The sequence below is a fragment of the Mycolicibacterium diernhoferi genome, from assembly GCF_019456655.1.
GTDB lineage: Bacteria > Actinomycetota > Actinomycetes > Mycobacteriales > Mycobacteriaceae > Mycobacterium > Mycobacterium diernhoferi.
Window position 1 is genome coordinate 5,477,397 of sequence record NZ_CP080332.1, and the last position, 16,434, is coordinate 5,493,830.

The 16,434-nt window shown below is 69.4% G+C and carries 19 protein-coding genes and 1 pseudogene; 7 read left to right on the top strand and 13 right to left on the bottom strand.

Translation table 11 applies throughout. The features are described 5' to 3' along the window. The first annotated feature begins 164 nt into the window (after positions 1–164). Both kstR and otsB read left to right on the top strand, forming a co-directional pair. Positions 165–827: a cholesterol catabolism transcriptional regulator KstR gene (gene kstR / locus K0O62_RS26000; protein ID WP_073856815.1), complete on the top strand. Its 663-nt coding sequence runs from the start codon at positions 165–167 to the stop codon at positions 825–827. 3 nt (positions 828–830) lie between these two features. After that, positions 831–1,586 (top strand): trehalose-phosphatase, encoded by a 756-nt coding sequence (otsB, locus tag K0O62_RS26005; RefSeq protein WP_073856816.1) that lies wholly within the window; start codon positions 831–833, stop codon positions 1,584–1,586. 281 nt (positions 1,587–1,867) lie between these two features. Here otsB and K0O62_RS26010 read toward each other — a convergent pair whose 3' ends face one another. From K0O62_RS26010 to K0O62_RS26025, 4 genes are read right to left on the bottom strand one after another with little or no spacing between them, the layout of a single operon-like run. Next, positions 1,868–2,965 carry an Rv3575c family transcriptional regulator gene (locus K0O62_RS26010; RefSeq protein WP_073856817.1) on the bottom strand — a complete coding sequence of 366 codons (1,098 nt, stop codon included), beginning with the start codon at positions 2,963–2,965 and terminating at the stop codon, positions 1,868–1,870. An 11-nt stretch (positions 2,966–2,976) separates the two neighbouring features. After that, the gene (locus K0O62_RS26015) at positions 2,977–3,837 is read right to left on the bottom strand and encodes a metal ABC transporter permease (RefSeq protein ID WP_073856818.1); all 861 of its coding nucleotides are present in this window, start codon (positions 3,835–3,837) and stop codon (positions 2,977–2,979) included. Then, a complete protein-coding gene (locus tag K0O62_RS26020) occupies positions 3,838–4,614 on the bottom strand; it encodes a metal ABC transporter ATP-binding protein (protein ID WP_073856819.1) in 777 nt (258 codons plus the stop codon). Next, the gene (locus K0O62_RS26025; protein WP_073856820.1) at positions 4,614–5,606 is read right to left on the bottom strand and encodes a metal ABC transporter solute-binding protein, Zn/Mn family; all 993 of its coding nucleotides are present in this window, start codon (positions 5,604–5,606) and stop codon (positions 4,614–4,616) included. The genes K0O62_RS26020 and K0O62_RS26025 overlap by 1 nt, the downstream gene beginning before the upstream one ends. Before the next feature lie 36 nt (positions 5,607–5,642). Here K0O62_RS26025 and K0O62_RS26030 point away from each other — a divergent pair, with 36 nt between their 5' ends. Then, a complete protein-coding gene (locus K0O62_RS26030) occupies positions 5,643–6,413 on the top strand; it encodes a LamB/YcsF family protein (protein ID WP_073856821.1) in 771 nt (256 codons plus the stop codon). Here the strand turns inward: K0O62_RS26030 and K0O62_RS26035 are convergent. Further along, positions 6,406–6,741 carry an ArsR/SmtB family transcription factor gene (locus tag K0O62_RS26035; protein WP_073856822.1) on the bottom strand — a complete coding sequence of 112 codons (336 nt, stop codon included), beginning with the start codon at positions 6,739–6,741 and terminating at the stop codon, positions 6,406–6,408. The two genes, K0O62_RS26030 and K0O62_RS26035, sit on opposite strands and share 8 nt — an antisense overlap. 104 nt (positions 6,742–6,845) lie before the next feature. Here K0O62_RS26035 and K0O62_RS26040 point away from each other — a divergent pair, with 104 nt between their 5' ends. After that, the gene (locus K0O62_RS26040) at positions 6,846–8,045 is read left to right on the top strand and encodes an MFS transporter (protein WP_073856823.1); all 1,200 of its coding nucleotides are present in this window, start codon (positions 6,846–6,848) and stop codon (positions 8,043–8,045) included. Positions 8,046–8,047: 2 nt separating this feature from the next. Continuing rightward, the gene (gene bluB / locus K0O62_RS26045; RefSeq protein ID WP_097933471.1) at positions 8,048–8,725 is read left to right on the top strand and encodes a 5,6-dimethylbenzimidazole synthase; all 678 of its coding nucleotides are present in this window, start codon (positions 8,048–8,050) and stop codon (positions 8,723–8,725) included. On the opposite strand, the gene rpsR is transcribed toward bluB, so the two are convergent. Then, positions 8,722–8,976, bottom strand: a complete 255-nt coding sequence (gene rpsR, locus K0O62_RS26050; protein WP_073856824.1) for a 30S ribosomal protein S18 — start codon at positions 8,974–8,976, stop codon at positions 8,722–8,724. The two genes, bluB and rpsR, sit on opposite strands and share 4 nt — an antisense overlap. Next, a pseudogene (locus K0O62_RS28820) lies at positions 8,976–9,110 on the bottom strand (uS14 family ribosomal protein); the annotation flags it as partial. The pseudogene K0O62_RS28820 and the gene rpsR, both read right to left, overlap by 1 nt. 274 nt (positions 9,111–9,384) lie before the next feature. On the opposite strand from K0O62_RS28820, the gene K0O62_RS26060 reads away from it, so the two are divergent. Together K0O62_RS26060 and K0O62_RS26065 are read left to right on the top strand one after the other, a co-directional pair. After that, a complete protein-coding gene (locus K0O62_RS26060; RefSeq protein WP_073856825.1) occupies positions 9,385–10,299 on the top strand; it encodes an MBL fold metallo-hydrolase in 915 nt (304 codons plus the stop codon). 1 nt (position 10,300) lies between these two features. After that, positions 10,301–11,533, top strand: coding sequence for an SLC13 family permease (locus tag K0O62_RS26065; RefSeq protein WP_073856826.1), 1,233 nt, complete (start codon positions 10,301–10,303; stop codon positions 11,531–11,533). Here the strand turns inward: K0O62_RS26065 and K0O62_RS26070 are convergent, their stop codons facing one another. The 6 genes from K0O62_RS26070 to ispF form a co-directional block, all read right to left on the bottom strand. Then, complete coding sequence (locus K0O62_RS26070) at positions 11,534–11,875, bottom strand: thiocyanate hydrolase (protein WP_073856827.1); 342 nt, start codon at positions 11,873–11,875, stop codon at positions 11,534–11,536. It abuts the gene before it with no gap. Beyond that, entirely contained in the window at positions 11,872–12,588 is a 717-nt protein-coding gene (scnC, locus tag K0O62_RS26075) for a thiocyanate hydrolase subunit gamma (protein ID WP_073856828.1), read from the bottom strand. Before scnC ends, K0O62_RS26070 begins: the two co-directional genes overlap by 4 nt. A 22-nt stretch (positions 12,589–12,610) precedes the next feature. Further along, positions 12,611–13,453, bottom strand: coding sequence for an SH3-like domain-containing protein (locus tag K0O62_RS26080; protein WP_073856829.1), 843 nt, complete (start codon positions 13,451–13,453; stop codon positions 12,611–12,613). 91 nt (positions 13,454–13,544) lie between these two features. Further along, complete coding sequence (gene rlmB, locus K0O62_RS26085; RefSeq protein ID WP_073856830.1) at positions 13,545–14,486, bottom strand: 23S rRNA (guanosine(2251)-2'-O)-methyltransferase RlmB; 942 nt, start codon at positions 14,484–14,486, stop codon at positions 13,545–13,547. Next, a complete protein-coding gene (gene cysS / locus K0O62_RS26090; RefSeq protein WP_073856831.1) occupies positions 14,476–15,897 on the bottom strand; it encodes a cysteine--tRNA ligase in 1,422 nt (473 codons plus the stop codon). The genes rlmB and cysS overlap by 11 nt, the downstream gene beginning before the upstream one ends. A gap of 50 nt (positions 15,898–15,947) precedes the next feature. Then, positions 15,948–16,427, bottom strand: a complete 480-nt coding sequence (gene ispF / locus K0O62_RS26095) for a 2-C-methyl-D-erythritol 2,4-cyclodiphosphate synthase (protein ID WP_073856832.1) — start codon at positions 16,425–16,427, stop codon at positions 15,948–15,950. Between the last annotated feature and the right edge of the window lie 7 nt (positions 16,428–16,434).

The window sequence follows — 16,434 nt, forward strand, 5'->3', positions numbered from 1 at the left end:
GCTTCCCACTAGAACGTGTTCTAATAGTGCCAGCGTCGGAACGTCAAGTCGACCTCGGTCATGGCAATGCGCGCCGTGTGATCCGTAGCGGGGAAGTGAGTGATCAGCGGTCGACATGCGTATCGTTTCTCTCGAAACGCGCACCACGAAGGAGCTGTCCGCCCATGTCATCGCCCGCACAACCCGGATCGGGTTCTGACTCACCCCGTCAGGTGATGGCCGTGGCCGTACTCTCCGAATCCGAGCTCGGCTCCGAAGCGCAGCGGGAACGTCGCAAGCGCATCCTGGACGCCACGCTGGCCATCGCCTCCAAGGGCGGCTACGAGGCCGTCCAGATGCGGGCCGTCGCCGAACGCGCCGATGTGGCGGTCGGCACCCTGTACCGCTACTTCCCGTCCAAGGTGCACCTGCTGGTGTCCGCGCTGGGCCGGGAGTTCGAACGTATCGACGCCAAGATGGACCGGACCACGCTCGCCGGCGGGACCCCCTACCAGCGGCTGAACATGATGGTCGGCAAGCTGAACCGGTCGATGCAGCGCAACCCGCTGCTGACCGAGGCCATGACGCGGGCGTTCGTGTTCGCCGATGCCTCCGCCGCCGGGGAGGTCGACCACGTCGGCAAGCTGATGGATTCGATGTTCGCGCGTGCGATGAGCGACGGCGAACCCACCGAGGACCAGTACCACATCGCGCGCGTCATCTCCGATGTGTGGCTGTCCAATCTGCTGGCGTGGCTGACCCGGCGCGCCTCGGCCACCGACGTGGCCAAACGACTCGATCTCGCGGTCCGCCTGCTCATCGGAGACGGCGAACAACCTAAGGTGTGAGGCGTGCTCGAACCCGGTCTGCGGCGCGCCCTCACCGACCTGGCCGCGACGCCACGGCTGCTGGTCACCTCCGATTTCGACGGCACCATGGCGCCGATCGTGAACAATCCCGCCGATGCCCGACCGCTGCCGGAGGCCGCCGCGGCGCTCGAGACCCTGGCATCGCTGCCGGAGACCACGGCCGCGCTGATCTCCGGACGGGCGCTGGCCGTCCTGCGTGAATTGTCCGGCGCGTCCGCGGCCGTGCAGGCGGTGGGCAGCCACGGCGCCGAGTTCGACACGGGTTTCGCGCACGAGATCGACACCGCACTGCTGCAGACCATCATCGCCACCCTGCGCGGTATCGCCGCCGGCCGGCCCGGGGTGACGGTCGAGACCAAACCGGCCAGCGTGGCCCTGCACGTGCGCAACGCCTCGGAGGCCGACGGTGCAGAAGCGCTCGAGCTGGCCCGGGCCGCCGCACAATCCTGGGATGCCCATATCACCGCCGGTAAGGCGGTGCTGGAGTTCGCGGTGATCGTGACCGACAAGGGTGAGGCGGTCGACATCCTGCGGGACCGTTGCGGGGCAACGGCGGTGCTCTTCCTGGGTGACGATGTCACCGACGAGAAGGCATTCGCGCGGCTGCACGCCGGCGATGTCGGGGTCAAGGTCGGGCCGGGTGAGACCCTGGCCGGTTACCGGGTGGATGACCCTGCGGATGTGGCGGTGGCGCTGCGCTTGGTGGCCGACACCCGCGCCCGGCGCCGGATTGCCTGATCGGCAACATCACTGGCGCCGCGGGCTCGGGCCGCACAACCATGGCGCCATGACTGAAACACCGCACGCCGCCGCCCTGTTCGCAGAATGGGATGCGCGTTACACCCCCATCCTGGATCGCCTGCCCGGTCGGCCCAATGCCACCGTGGTCGAGGAAATCAGCGGCCGCCCAACCGGTTCGGCGCTCGACATGGGGTGCGGTCTCGGCGCCGACGCGATATGGCCGGCCGGCCAGGGCCGGCAGGTCAGCCCGGCGGCCTGCTGCTGGCCCGGCGCAAACGCTAAGCGGGCCCGGAGGTCCGGCCCCGTACCACCTCGGTGGCGAGCACCTCGACGACCGGCAAACCCGAACCCGGCGGATTGTGCAGCAGATCCCCGGCCCGGCGGCCCTTCTCGACGCTGGGCTGGATCACCGTGGTCAACCCGCGCGCCAAGGCTTCGGGTACCCCGTCGAACCCGGTGACAGTCAACTGCCCCGGCACGAAGATGCCGTGTGCCCGTAGGTAGTCCATCGCCGAGAGGGCCAGCACGTCGGCCGTGCACATCAGGGCGGTGATCCGCGGGTTGGCCGCCAGCGCCACCTCGGCGGCGGCGCCACCGGACTGCGGCAGATGCTCGTAGCTCTCCACGACGGTCACCGAGGCCGGATCCAGGCCGGCGGCGCTCAGCGCGTCGTAGACACCGCGCACGCGCTCGCGCTGGACGTGGAAATGCGGTGAGTTCAACCTTTCGGGGTCGGCGACCATCGGCTTGGTGCTCTCGTGCGGCCATTCCCGGCCCAACCGCATGGTGAGCACCCCGATCTCACGGTGCCCAAGGCCGACAACGTATTCGGCGAGCTCCCGCATCGCCGCGCGATCGTCGATGCCGACCCTCGAGGCGCCCGGCACGTCCTCGGGCTGGTCGACGACGACGATCGGCAACTGACGTTGCACTAACACCGGTAGGTAGGGGTCGTCATCGGAGGCCGAGTAGACGACGAACCCGTCGACGCCGGCCGAGAGCACCGCCGCCGACCCGTCGTGGACGGAGCGGTTGGGCCCGGCGGCCACCAGCAGCAGTCCCTGACCGGCCTCTTCGCACGATTCGGCAAGCCCGGCAACGAAATCCAGGGCGGCCGGGTCGCTGAACGCATAGTTGAGCGGCTCGGTGATCATCAACCCGACCGCACCCGCCCTGCGGGTGCGCAGCGACCGGGCCACCGGGTCGGGTCCGGGATATCCCAATTCCTTTGCCGCGGCAAGCACCCGTTCCCGCAGTTCGGCCGACAACTGGTCGGGCCGGTTGTAGGCATTGGAGATGGTGGTACGCGATACGTCGAGGTGGGCAGCCAACGAGGCCAGCGTCGCGCGTCGTCGAGGCGCCGGACTTCGGGGCATGCCCTAGGAGGCTAGCGGACGGTGCCCCGGATCCGGCCACCCGACCACACCACCAGCCAGATCACGCACGCGATGGTGACGATGACGAAGCTCGGCGGCATGTTGAACAGGGCCGACACCACCAGTCCCGCCCACACCGACACCAGGCTGACGACCGTCGAGATCGCCATGGCCCTCAGTGGTTGTGCGGTCACGATGATCGCGGTCGCGGCGGGCGTCACGACGAGCGCGAACAGCAGCAGCGTGCCGACGGCCTGCACCGCCATCGTGACGGACAGGCCCAGCAGCGCCATGAAGATCACCGACAGGGCGCGCACCGGCACCCCCTTCGCCTCGGCGACCTGCTCGTTGACCGAGGCGAACAGCAGTGGGCGGTAGACGATTACGACCGTCACGGCGATGACCGTCAGCAACACGGCGAAGATCAGCAGCTGTTGGTGGGTGATCGCCAGCAGATTGCCGAACAGCACATTGGTCAGGGTCGAGGAGTTCTTGGTGCCCAGCGAGTTGAAGAACAACCCGAAACCCGTTGCGAGGGCGAGCACCGTGCCGGTGGTCACCTCACGGTCACCGGCGCGCTTGCCCATGGCGCCGATCACCAACGCACCGCCGATGCAGAACCCCCCCAGCCCGAGCACCACCGGCAGGCCCAACAGCGCCGCACCGGTCGCGCCGGGCAACCCGATGTGTGCCAGGGCGTGCGCCGCGAACGCGGTGTTGCGGACGATGATGAAGTAGCCGATCAGACCGGCCGCCAGCGCCACCAGCGTGCCGCCGATCAACGCGTTGCGCATGAACCCGGACGTCAGGATCTGCCACCAGTTCTCCTGATAACCGAGCGCGAGATAGACCTGGGTGGTGCCGCCGGGCATCTAGGTGGTCCTCATGTAGAGCTGGCCCTGCAGGGTGTTGGCCACCGCGACGGTGGTGCCGTACAGGTGGGTCAGCAGATCGGTGTCCACGACCTGGTCGATCGCTGCGTGGTGAGCGTGCCCGTCGAGCAGGTAGACCGCGCTGTCCAGTACCGACAGCAGCGGGTTCAGGTCGTGGGCGACCACCAGGATGGTCACGTCGAACTCGGCCTTGAGCCGGGCCAGCAGCGCCACGATCTCGGCCTGATGGCGCACGTCGAGAGCGGCCAGCGGTTCGTCCAGGATCAACAGGCGCGGCCGTGACACCAGGGCGGCGGCCAGGGCGATGCGTTGCCGTTGTCCACCGGAGAGCTGGGACACCCGCCGGTCGGCGAACTCCTGTGCCTCCACGGCGGCCATCGCCCGGTCCACCCAGGCCTTCTCGTCGGAGGTGGTGCGGCGCAGGCCCCAGCGCCGGCCGGTCAGCCCCAGCATCACCGCGTCGCGGGCGCGGATCGCCTCCCCGGCGCCGGCCACGTAGTCCTGCGGGACGTAGCCGATGGCCTCGTTGTTGGCCCCGGGCGGGCCGCCGAGCACCCGCACCGATCCGGAGGCCACCGGCAGCAGGCCGAGGACCACCTGCAGCAGCGTCGACTTACCGGAACCGTTGGAGCCGATCACGGCGACGATGTCGCCCGAGGGGATGGTGAAACTGCCTTCCGACCAGATCAGTCGGCCGCCCCGGACGACACTGACATCGTCGAAGATCAGTGCTGGTTCGGGCTCCGGGGCGGACACTAGGCCTCGATGCCGAGAGCCGCGGCGAGGGCGGTGAGTTGGGCCACCTGCCAAGCCTCGAACGTCGCGGCGTCCGGCGCAGGAGTTTCGGTGACATCGACGACCGGGACCCCGGCCCGCTCGGCCGCGGTGCGCAGCTGCTGCGGCAACGAACCCTCGGTCTGGGTGTTGTAGATCAGCACGTCGACTCCGCGATCCGACAGCAGTCGCAGGAAGGCGTCGAGGTCCGCGGGTGAGGGGTCGGCGTGATTGGACGAGGCCACCTGGTAGCCGTGCGGAGTTCTGTTGGTCAGCCCGAGCGCGGCGGCCATGTCGTCGAACAGGCTCTCGGTGGCGGCGTAGGTCTTGCCCGTCGCACCGGCCCTGATCTTGTCGATGAGCGCCCGGTAGGGCTGCATCGCCGCGGTGAATTCGGTATGCCGGGCCTCGAGGTATCCGCGGGCGTCGGGGGCGAGTTCGGTGAGTGTCGCGGTGACGGCGTCGGCCACGTCGGTCACCGCGGCCGGGCTGTACCAGGCGTGCGGGTTGGCGCCGCCGTGATCGTGGTCGTGATCCTCGTGCTCGTGACCCTCATGGTCGCCGCCGAGCAGCGCCACCGCATCGACCACGACCGCGTCCGGCGCGGTGCTCTCGGCGAGCCGGACGGCCCACTCGTCGTAGTGCCCGCCGTTGATCACCACGAGTTGGGCGCCGGTGAAGGCGGCGGCATCGGCCGGGGTCGGCTCGAAATCGTGCGGGTCCCCCGAGTTGCCGGACAGCACGGTGGTCACGTCTGCACAGGCCCCGCCCAGCGCGGTCACGATCTTGCCCCATTGCTCGACGCTGACGACCACGTCCACCGGGGTTGTCGGGCAGTCCCCCGCAACGGCCGGGTCCGACTCGCCGCCCTCACCGCAGGCGGTGAGTGTCAGCGGGACGGCCAGGGCCAGGCCGACGGCGAGCGCACGGGGGGAGGCAAACGAGATCACGCCGATAACGATAACCGTTTGCATTAGTGAATGTCGCATCGGAGGGTGGGCACTAGGCTGATGGCCGTGCCAGGCGTATCGGTCGACCTCAATGCCGATCTCGGCGAGGGCTTCGGGGTGTGGTCCCTCGGCGACGACGACGCCATGCTCGACATCGTCACCTCCGCCAATGTGGCGTGCGGCTTTCACGCGGGCGACCCGGTGGGCCTGCTACGGGTGTGCCGGGCGGCCGCCGATCGCGGCGTCCGGATCGGTGCGCAGGTCGGCTACCGCGATCTGGCCGGGTTCGGACGGCGCTTCATCGATGTGGATCCCGAGGAGTTGAGCGCCGAGGTGATCTACCAGATCGGCGCGTTGTCGGCGTTGGCCGCCGCCGCGGGTTCCGCGGTTTCCTACGTCAAACCTCATGGTGCTCTTTACAATTCGATCGTCACGCATGAGGGGCAGGCCCAGGCTGTCGCCGCGGCGGTGCGTGCGGTCGACCCGGGGTTGCCGGTGCTGGGGCCGGCCGGTTCGGCGTTCTTCGAGGCCGCCGAGGCGGCGGGCCTGCGCACCGTCAGCGAGGCGTTCGCCGATCGCGCCTACCGGCCCGACGGGGCGTTGGTGTCGCGCCGGGAGCCTCGTGCCGTTCTGCACGATGCCGACGAGATCGCCGAGCGGGTACTGGGCATGGTGCTCGACGGACGGGTCGTCGCGCAGGACGGTTCACCGATTTCCATCTCGGCCGAATCTGTCTGCGTGCACGGAGATTCACCCGGTGCGGTGCAGATCGCCGCGGCAATACGCGCGCGACTGCGTGAGCGCGGCGTGATCGCGGCGCCGTTCAGCTGACGCCGGTTTCCCGATTGGCGCCGGCGACGACGCTGGCCAGCAGTCCGGGCAGGGCGGCCTCGACCTCCGCGGTACGCAACCTCTGACAGGTCAGTCCGTCGATCACCAGACGTTCGGTGATCCCGGCCTCCCGCAGGGTCTTGAAGTGGTGGGTGGCGGTGGACTTGTTGATGCCGTCATAGAGCGCGCCGCACTGCACGGGCGCTGCAGCGTTGTACAACCGGCGGACCATCTCCAGTCGCACCGGATCACCGATGGCGGCCAGCACTTTCTGCACCGAACCGACGGGGTGCGCCGGATAGTCGGTGACCTGCACGTTGTTCGCCATCGGAATAACTCCGGCCCTATTGGGTTTGATCTACGTCGAACCCAACGTAACCTCTGGCGGGTTCGATTTCGGTCAAACGTACTCGACGAAGGGGTGGCACCGCGATGGTTGCGCAGGACGCCACGGCGCCCACCCCGCAGCGCTGGGCGTACCCGCTGGTGCTGGTGCTCAGTGGGGTGGCCCTAGGGGTGTCCGGACTGCCCGCGCCGCTGTACGGCATCTACGAGGCGAACTGGCATCTCTCCCCGCTGGCCACCACCGTCGTCTTCGCGGTGTACGCGCTGGCCGCCCTGGCCGCGGTGCTGGTGTCCGGCAGGATCTCCGATGCCGTCGGCCGCAAGCCCGTCCTGATCGGTGCGCTGATCGCGTTGCTGGTGGGCCTGGGCGTGTTCCTGATCGCCGACGGCATGGCGATGCTGCTGCTCGCGCGCATCATCCACGGCGCCGCGGTCGGGTCGATCGTCGTGGCCGGCGCGGCGGCGCTGCTGGATCTGCGCCCAGACCACGGGGTGCGCACCGGGCAGCTCAGCGGTATCAGCTTCAACATCGGGATGACGGTCGCCGTCATCGGTTCGGCATTGCTGGCCCAGTACGCACCGCACCCGCTGCGCACGCCGTATGCCGCCGTCGCGGTGATCTGTCTGATCATCGGGATCGGCGTACTGGCGCTGGACGAACCGCATACCGCGCGCTCCCGGGAGCGCATCAGGATTTCCAAACCGGCCGTACCGCAGGAGATCCGGGCCGATTTCTGGTTCTCGGCGCTGGGCGCCATGGCCTCCTGGTCGGTGCTCGGGGTGCAGCTGTCGCTGTACCCGTCCCTCGCAGCACAGCAGACCCATATCGACAATCTGGTCTTCGGCGGCGGGGTCGTGGCCACCACCGCCTTCTCGGCCGCGCTCGCCCAGCTGTCGGCCACCCGGCTGCCGGCCCGATACTCGGCGATCATCGGCGACATCGGCATGGCGGTCGCGCTGTTGCTCACCATCCCGGTACTGCTGACTCACCTGTGGCAGCTGGTGTTCGTCGCCGCGGCTCTGCTCGGGGCGACGTTCGGGCTCGGCTTCGGCGGCTCGTTGCGGCACCTTTCCGACGTGGTGCCCGCCGACCGGCGTGGCGAGACGATGTCCGCCTTCTATCTGTTGGCCTACACCGCGATGGCCATCCCGACGTTGGTCGCCGGCTGGGCCGCGACCCGGTGGGACCTGGCGGCGATGTTCCCGTGGTTCGCCGGCGCGGTCGCGGTGGCGTGCCTCGGCGCCGCCCTCGCCGGTCTGCGCAGCACCCGCGCGTCGCTGGCCTAGGCTTGGAGTTTGTGACCGATCACGCGTTCACCGCCACGGAACGCCGGGCCGTCTACCGGGCCATCGCCGAACGCCGCGATATGCGGCGCTTCGTCCCGGGTGCCACGGTGCCCGAGGAGGTGCTGGGCCGACTGCTGCAGGCCGCGCACACCGCCCCGAGCGTCGGCCTCATGCAGCCGTGGCGTTTCATCCGCATCACCGACGCGGGACTGCGTGGTGCCATGCACGATCTGGTCGACGAGGAACGCAAGCGCACCGCCGACGCGCTCGGCGAACGCGCTCGCGAGTTCCTCGAGCTCAAGGTCGAGGGCATCCTGGAGTGCGCCGAACTGCTGGTGGTCGCGCTGCGCGACGACCGGCAGCGCCACGTGTTCGGACGCCGGACCATGCCGCACATGGACCTGGCATCGGTGTCGTGCGCGATCCAGAACATGTGGCTGGCCGCCCGCGCCGAAGGCCTCGGCATGGGCTGGGTGTCGATCTTCGAACCCGCCCGGCTGGCCGAACTACTGGGCATGCCGGCAGACGCCGAACCGGTGGCCATCCTGTGCCTGGGCCCGGTCCCGGAGTTCCCGGACCGACCCGCCCTGGAGATCGACGACTGGACCCACGGCCGCCCGCTGTCGGAGTTCGTCGCCGAGAACAGCTGGGCGGCAGCGACTTCGGCCGCCGGCAGCTAGATCTTCCCGTACGGCAGCAGTGCCATCTCCCGGGCGGTCTTGATCGCGGCGGCAACCCGGCGCTGCTGCTGCGGGGTGAGCCCGGTGACCCGCCGCGACCGGATTTTTCCCCGGTCGGAGATGAAGGTGCGCAGCACGGACACATCCTTGTGGTCGACGTCGGCGATCCCGAGTGCGGTGAACCTGTCCACCCGTGGGCGCTTGATCTCCCCCTGCGCCGGACGGCTCCTCTTGGCCGGACCACCCGCCATCACCAACTCGCTTTCCGCACACCGGGCAGTTCGCCGCGATGCGCCGACTCACGCACCCGCACCCGGGCCAGTCCGAACTTGCGCAGGTGACCGCGCGGCCTACCGTCCACCGCGTCACGGTTCCGTAGCCGCACCCGTGTGGTGAGATGCGGACACCGGTCGTACCGGTGACCGGACAGGGCGCGCGTACCGACGTCGTCGACGTGCTGCTGCGCGAAAGCCGGACGGTGGCAGTGGAATACGCCATCGACGGGCATGTGGTGATCCGGCGGGTCAGCTGGATGCGGGACGGCAGGACCGTGATCACCGAAGCCCCACTGGAGATCACCGGGCAGGTCGAGAAGTTCCACCGCCGCTACGGCCGCAGGGACGCCGAGGAAACCTGGGCTCGCCACCTACTGTGGGCCTATGCGTCTCAAGCCCGGCCGCCCCAGTATCGACGAGTACGCCCGGTACTTCGACCTGCCGCCGGCCGGCCCGTCCGCGGCACCTACGGTGACCTGGGCCGGCGTCACCACCCTGCTCATCGCGGACGGGACATCCGCGGTCCTGACCGACGGTTTCTTCAGCCGGCCATCGCTGCTGCAGGTCGGGCTGGGCAAGATCGCGCCGTCGGCGCCGCGCATCGACGGTTGCCTGGGTCGCCTCGGAGTACGCCGGCTCGACGCGGTGCTGCCGGTGCACACCCACTTCGACCATGCCCTGGACTCCGCGGTGGTGGCGCAGCGGACCGGGGCCACCTTGGTCGGCGGCACGTCGGCGGCGCACATCGGTCACCGGCTACCCGAGGATCAGGTCCTGGTCGCCACCCCGGGTGAACCGATCCGCCTGGGCAACTTCGAGATCACCCTGGTGACGGGTGACCACTGCCCGCCGGACCGGTTCCCCGGCGTCATCGACGCACCGGTGCGGCCGCCGGTGCGGGCGTCGGCCTACCGCTGCGGCGAGGCCTGGTCCACCCTGATCGGCCATCCCCGCAGCGGGCGCACGGTGCTCGTGGTCGGCAGTGCCGGATTCGTCCCGGGCGCCCTGGCCGGGTACCGGGCCGAGGTCGTCTACCTGGGCGTCGGCCAACTCGGCCGGCAACCCGAACGCTATCTGGTCGATTACTGGTCGGAGACCGTCCGCACCGTCGGGGCCTGGCGGGTGGTGCTCATCCACTGGGACGATTTCTTCCGGCCGCTGGACCGCCCGCTGCGCGCCCTGCCGTATGCCGGCGACGACCTGGACGTCACCATGCGCACCCTGTCCGCGCTGGCCGCCGAGGACGGTGTCACGCTGCACCTGCCCACCCTGTGGCAGCCGACGGATCCCTGGAGCTGAGTTGGCGCTCGCCCTTGCGGCCGCCTTGCTGGCCGTGATCCTGGTGTTCGCCATGGTGCGCCCGCACGGGCTGCCAGAAGCGATCGTGGCGGTCCCGGCCGCGGGGCTACTGGTCGGCACCGGAGTCGTCAGTTCGACCGAGGCCGGCGAGGTGATCGGCGACCTGCTACCGGTGGTGGGCTTCCTGGCCGCGGTGCTGGTGCTGGCCCGGCTCTGTGCCGATGAGGGACTCTTCCAGGCCGCCGGCGCGGCCATGGCCCGGCTGGCGGACGGAGATCCGCGCCGGCTGCTGGGTGGGGTGTTCGTGCTCGCGGCGGCGACCACGGCCGTTCTGAGTCTGGACGCGACGGTCCTGCTGCTGACCCCGGTGGTGTTGGCGACGGCCCGCACCATGGCGGTACCGGCGCGCCCGCACGCCTACGTCACCGCGCATCTGTCCAACAGCGCCTCACTGCTGCTGCCGGTCTCGAACCTGACCAATCTGCTGGCCTTCACCGCGGCCGGCCTGTCCTTCGCCCATTTCGCGGCCGTGATGGCGCTGCCCTGGCTGGCCGTGCTGGCCGTCGAGTACGCGGTGCTGCGGCTGTTCTTCCGGACCGAGTTGCGTCCGGGGCCGCCGGCGCATCCACCCAACCCGGCACCCGACATCCCGGTCTTCGTACTGGTGGTGCTCGCGGCCACGCTGGCCGGATTCGTGCTGACCTCCTTCTACGATCTGTCCCCGGCCTGGGCGGCCCTGGCCGGCGCGATGGTGCTCGGGGCCCGAGGCCTGTCACAGGGGCACTCCTCGGTGCGCGGAATCGCTGCGGCGGTGGATGTTCCGTTCCTGCTCTTCGTGTTGTGCCTGGGCGTGGTGGTCCATGCGGTGGTCACCCACGGCCTGGGTGACGCGATGAACCGGCTGGTGCCGGACGGCACCTCGCTGCCCGCCCTGCTGGCCATCGCCGGGATCGCGGCGGTGCTGGCCAATGTGGTCAACAACCTGCCCGCGGTGCTGGTACTCCTGCCGGTGGTGAGCGCCGCCGGTCCGGCCGCAGTGCTCGCGGTGCTGATCGGGGTCAACATCGGCCCGAACCTGACCTATCCGGGATCGCTGGCGAACCTGTTGTGGCGGGGCGTCGTTCACCGCGACGGTATGCGGGCGAAGTTCACCGAGTTCAGCCTGGTCGGGTTGTGCACCACCCCACCGGCCCTGGTGGCCGCGGTGGTGTGCCTGTGGGCCGTGATCGGCTGATCAGGACTGCAGCCGCGCGCGGACGCGGGCGAGCCGCTGCTCCAGTTCGGCCTCGGTGATGATGCCGCGCGCCAGCAGTGAGTGGGCCAGCGCCATCAGCTGACTCTCCGGATAGGGCAGGCCCGCGTAGAGCGTGGCCGCGAGCGCGTCCTCTTCGTCGCGGCGCTCTTTGAAGTTGGGTACGGCGCTACCGTCCGCGGCGTGGTCCAGCGCGTCGCACAGCCCGTCCAGGCTGGTTTTCCATGGCGGGACCGGGTTTTCGACGCCGTACTTGGCCGCCATCCTCGGCCATACCTGGTCCCGTTCGACGATCCGCTGCAGCGGGGCGATCGGCTCCTTCATGGCTGCTGGGCGATCGGGTGGACGGCCGGGCGGGTGTCGGTGATGACGTTGGTCGTCACACCGACCTTCGGCAGCGCCACCCCGATCAGGGTGTCACGGGTGACGATCTCGGCCAGCTGGTCTTCGGTCCAGCCGTCGGTGCCGGGCGGGCGAACCGGCAGCACCATGTAGCGCTGCTTCTGGTTGGAATCCTGCACCCGGACCTCGACATCGTCGGACAGATACAGGCCGAACTCGGCGAGCACCTGTCGGGGCCAACGCACCAGTCGCCGGCGGTAGTTCGGGGTGCGGTACCACTCCGGCGAGTTCCCCAGGATCGGCCGCGGGTAGCAGGAGCACAGGGCGCAGACGATGACGTGGTGCAGCGTCGGGGTGTCCGCCAGGATCCGGAACGCGGTGAAGTCGCTGGGGGTGCCGAACCCGGTGGGTTCCATCCAGTCGACACCGACCGCTTTACTCGCCGACAACGGCTTGGCCAGCGCCAACGCCATGAACTCGGGATCCAGCCAGGCGCGTGCGACGAGCCGGGCGGCCGGGGTCGGACCGATCTGCTCGGCGAACTCGGTGAACCGGCGGTGCTCGGCGGCGGTGAAGATGCCCTTCTCGATACAGAGCTCGCGCAAGGCGACCTCCAGCACCTCGAAGTCGGTTATCTCGTCGACCATGGGTGCCACCGTGCGCTGGTGATCATGCGGGTGGTCGTGATCAGTCATTGCAAAACCCTTCGGGCCGAACTCAACTGGCTGCTCGGAGCCAATGCTGTGGGATCTCTGTCTGCAACGTGTCCGTGGCGGTGTCGGGGTAGCCGTCCCACAGGTCTGCCATCGTGAACCGCACCACGTAGAACCATTCCGGCGCGGCCTCGGGGATGTCCCAGGTCTCGTCCTCGGCCGCCGGGCTCTCATAGGCCACTGCCGCGATCTCGCCGGTGGCACCACGGACGTATTCCGGTGTGCGGGTGTAGAACAGGACCGGCAGTTCATCGCGCACCCGCACGCGGTCCCCGACTCCGAAGGCGGGCTTTCCGGCCTTGCCGGCGTACACCTGCGGGTCGCCCTTGCCGACGGCGTGCAGGTGATGGGCGTTGCGTTTGACCTGAGAGCCGTCGCCTTCGGACTTCGGGCTGGCCTCGATCGACCGCCCGTCCAGTCCGCCTGCGTAGCGGGACGTCACCTCGGCCATCCGTTCGGTCAGCTCGGTGAGGCCGATGTGGTGCTTTTCGATCAGGACGCGCGCCACCGAGATCAACCAGCGGCCGTAGTACGGCAGGCCCAGGTACTGCGCGCGCCCGACATCCACGTTGCAGATGCGACGGCGCTCCTCGGACAGCCAGATGCCCCGCCATCCGAGCACCTCGCAGATCACGTAGGTCAACTCTTCCCACGCCTCGTACTGCTTGTTCTGGAATTTCATCGGGGCGACCGGTTCACCACCGAGATCGTGCACCGGTTTCCAATACGCGCGCAGGCGCGCAGCGTCGAGAAGGTCCGGAGTGGGAGCGTCCGGAAGTTCCGGGTAGGACGACTTCAGCCGGGCGACGAGGTTCAACTGGGCGGCACGCTGTGCGGGTGTACTCATGGACACGTCCCTCGGACTGCACTTGCTGGTGCAATCGACGATAACCCCGCGACTGCCGACCGCACCAGTAGTACCCGAAATCCGGGCCCGGCTAGCTCCTGCGCTGACGCGCTATCTCGGCGAGGACCACACCGGCGGCCACCGAGGCGTTCAGCGATTCGGTGGGACCTGCCATCGGGATCGAGACGATGGCGTCGCAGTTCTCCCGCACCAGCCGGGACAGGCCCTTGCCCTCCGAGCCCACCACGACGACCGTCGGGACCGAGCCGTCGAGTTCGTCGAGTTCGGTGTCACCGCCGGCGTCCAGCCCGACGATCTGCAGTCCGGCATCGGCCCAGCTCTTCAGGGTGCGGTTCAGGTTCGTCGCCCGCGACACCGGAAGTCGCGCTGCCGCACCGGCACTGGTACGCCAAGCCACCGCCGTCACCGACGCCGAGCGCCGCTGCGGGATGACCACGCCATGCCCACCGAAGGCGGCCGTCGACCGCACGATGGCGCCGAGGTTACGCGGGTCGGAGATGTTGTCCAGGGCCACCAGCAACGCCGGCATGCTGTCCCGCTGGGCGGCCTTGAGCAGGTCATCGGGATGGATGTAGGAGTACGGCGGGACCTGCAGCGCGAGGCCCTGGTGCATACCGTTGCTCGACATCCGGTCCAGGTCGTGCTTCTGCACCTCCAGGATGGCGATCCCGGAATCGGCGGCCCGCTGGACGGATTCGGTGATGCGCTCATCGGCGTCGACGCCCAGCATCACGTACAGCGCGGTGGCCGGTACGCCGGCCCGTAGGCATTCGACCACCGGGTTGCGCCCGAGCACGACCTCGGTGTCGTCGGTCTTCTTGTGCCGGCCCTGCGCAGAGCGTGCCGCCTTGGCGGCCTTCTTGGCGGCCGGATGGTACGGCCGGTCCTTGGCCGCCGGCGTCGCCTTCTTGCCTTCCAGACCGCGCCGACGGACGCCGCCGGAGCCCACGGTCGGGCCCTTCTTGGTACCGGCCTTACGTACGGCGCCGCGGCGCTGTGAATTACCCGCCATGGGTGGTGTCTCCCTCGAGCAGCGACCACTGCGGGCCGTCTGCGGTGTCGGTGACCTCGATGCCGGCTTCTTTGAGCCGGTCGCGGATGGCATCTGCGGCCGCCCAGTCACGATTCTCCCGCGCTTCGGCACGACCGGCGAGCGCCCAGTGCACCAATACGTCCACGGCGGCCAGGGCGGCCGAGGTCTCGTCGCGGGTCTCCCAGCGCTCGTCGAGCGGATCGCAGCCCAGGATGCCCATCATGGCCCGGATCGACCCCGCGGCGGCCATCGCGCCGTCGTGGTCGCCGGCGTCGAGCGCCCGGTTGCCCTCGGCACGCGCAGTGTGCACCTCGGCCAGCGCGATCGGCACCGACAGGTCGTCGTCGAGGGCCGCGCCGAACTTGTCGGTCCAGGTGCCGATCGGCACCGCGCCCACCCGGGTGCGCACCCGGTGCAGGAAGTCCTCGATGCCGGTGTAGGCCCTGGCGGCGTCGGTCAACGCGGTTTCGGAGAACTCCAGCATCGACCGGTAGTGCGCGCTACCCAGGTAGTACCGCAGTTCGGCGGCCCGAACCCGTTGCAGCACAGCCGGAATTGCCAACACGTTGCCGAGCGACTTGCTCATCTTCTCGCCGCCCATGGTGACCCAGCCGTTGTGCAGCCAGTACCTGGCGAAGCCGTCGCCGGCCGCCTCGGCCTGCGCGATCTCGTTCTCGTGGTGCGGGAACACCAGATCCATGCCGCCGGCGTGGATGTCGAATTCCGCGCCCAGATACTCCTGGCACATGGCCACGCATTCGGTGTGCCAGCCCGGGCGGCCACGTCCCCACGGCGTCGGCCAGGACGGCTCACCGGGCTTCGCGCTCTTCCACAAGGTGAAGTCACGCGGATCGCGTTTACCGGTCGCGACACCCTCACCCTGGTGCACGTCGTCGATGCGGTGGCCGGAGAGCTTGCCGTAGCCGGGCAGGCTGAGGACGTCGAAGTACACGTCCCCGTCCCCGTTCACGTCGGCACGGTAGGCGTGACCCCGCTGGATCAACCGCTCGATCAGTTCGACCATCTGGGTGATGTGCCCGGTCGCCCGCGGCTCCGCGGACGGCGGCAGCACACCCAGGGCCTCGTAGGCGGCGGTGAAGGCGCGCTCATAGGTCGCGGCCCACTCCCACCACGGCCGGCCGGCGTCGGCGGCCTTGTTGAGGATCTTGTCGTCGATGTCGGTGACGTTGCGGATGAAGGCGACGTCGTAGCCCTTCGCCGTCAACCACCGCCGCAACACATCGAATGCCACACCGCTGCGCACATGCCCGATATGGGGCAGCCCCTGAACTGTGGCGCCACACAGGTAGATCGAGGCGTGGCCGGGGCGCAACGGCACGAAGTCACGAACGGCTCCCGCCATCGTGTCGTAAAGCCGCAGTCCAGTCACGACGTGCCAGCTTACCGGCCTTCCGGCGCCGGCCGTAACGGCCTTGCGGGTTACCCCTCCACAGCGGCCACGAGCGCGGTCGCGATGGCCGCCAAACCCTCGCCGCGCCCGGTCAGGCCGAGACCGTCGGTGGTGGTCGCCGACACCGAGACGGGGGCACCGAGCAGTTCGGAGAGCAGGGTCTGGGCTTCGGCCCGGCGCGGCCCGATCTTGGGCCGGTTGCCGATCACCTGAACGGCGGCATTGGCCACCCGGAAACCGGCCGCGGTCAGCAGGGCGCGCACATGGCGAAGCATGTCGGCGCCGCCCACACCGCGCCACTGGGGTTGATCGGTGCCGAACACGGCACCGAGATCGCCGAGGCCGGCCGCGCTCAACAGCGCGTCACACAGCGCATGGGCGGCGACGTCACCGTCGGAATGACCGGCGCAGCCGTCGGCATCTTCAAAGTTGAGGCAGAGCAGCCAGCACGGCCGCCCTGCCTCAATTGGATGTACGTCGGTCCCGAGACCGACGCGCAGGTCCGTCACACCAAGA

Bases quoted from the DNA above. Each gene is read 5' to 3' on its own strand.
- rlmB (WP_073856830.1), bottom strand. From the start codon at position 14,486: ATGGCGGGTAATTCACAGCGCCGCGGCGCCGTACGTAAGGCCGGTACC.
- K0O62_RS26070 (WP_073856827.1), bottom strand. From the start codon at position 11,875: ATGAAGGAGCCGATCGCCCCGCTGCAGCGGATCGTCGAACGGGACCAG.
- K0O62_RS26015 (WP_073856818.1), bottom strand. From the start codon at position 3,837: ATGCCCGGCGGCACCACCCAGGTCTATCTCGCGCTCGGTTATCAGGAG.
- K0O62_RS26060 (WP_073856825.1), top strand. From the start codon at position 9,385: ATGCGTCTCAAGCCCGGCCGCCCCAGTATCGACGAGTACGCCCGGTAC.
- K0O62_RS26025 (WP_073856820.1), bottom strand. From the start codon at position 5,606: ATGCAAACGGTTATCGTTATCGGCGTGATCTCGTTTGCCTCCCCCCGT.
- K0O62_RS26035 (WP_073856822.1), bottom strand. From the start codon at position 6,741: ATGGCGAACAACGTGCAGGTCACCGACTATCCGGCGCACCCCGTCGGT.
- K0O62_RS26010 (WP_073856817.1), bottom strand. From the start codon at position 2,965: ATGCCCCGAAGTCCGGCGCCTCGACGACGCGCGACGCTGGCCTCGTTG.
- scnC (WP_073856828.1), bottom strand. From the start codon at position 12,588: ATGACTGATCACGACCACCCGCATGATCACCAGCGCACGGTGGCACCC.
- kstR (WP_073856815.1), top strand. From the start codon at position 165: ATGTCATCGCCCGCACAACCCGGATCGGGTTCTGACTCACCCCGTCAG.
- rpsR (WP_073856824.1), bottom strand. From the start codon at position 8,976: ATGGCGGGTGGTCCGGCCAAGAGGAGCCGTCCGGCGCAGGGGGAGATC.
- K0O62_RS26040 (WP_073856823.1), top strand. From the start codon at position 6,846: ATGGTTGCGCAGGACGCCACGGCGCCCACCCCGCAGCGCTGGGCGTAC.
- K0O62_RS26030 (WP_073856821.1), top strand. From the start codon at position 5,643: ATGGCCGTGCCAGGCGTATCGGTCGACCTCAATGCCGATCTCGGCGAG.
- K0O62_RS26080 (WP_073856829.1), bottom strand. From the start codon at position 13,453: ATGAGTACACCCGCACAGCGTGCCGCCCAGTTGAACCTCGTCGCCCGG.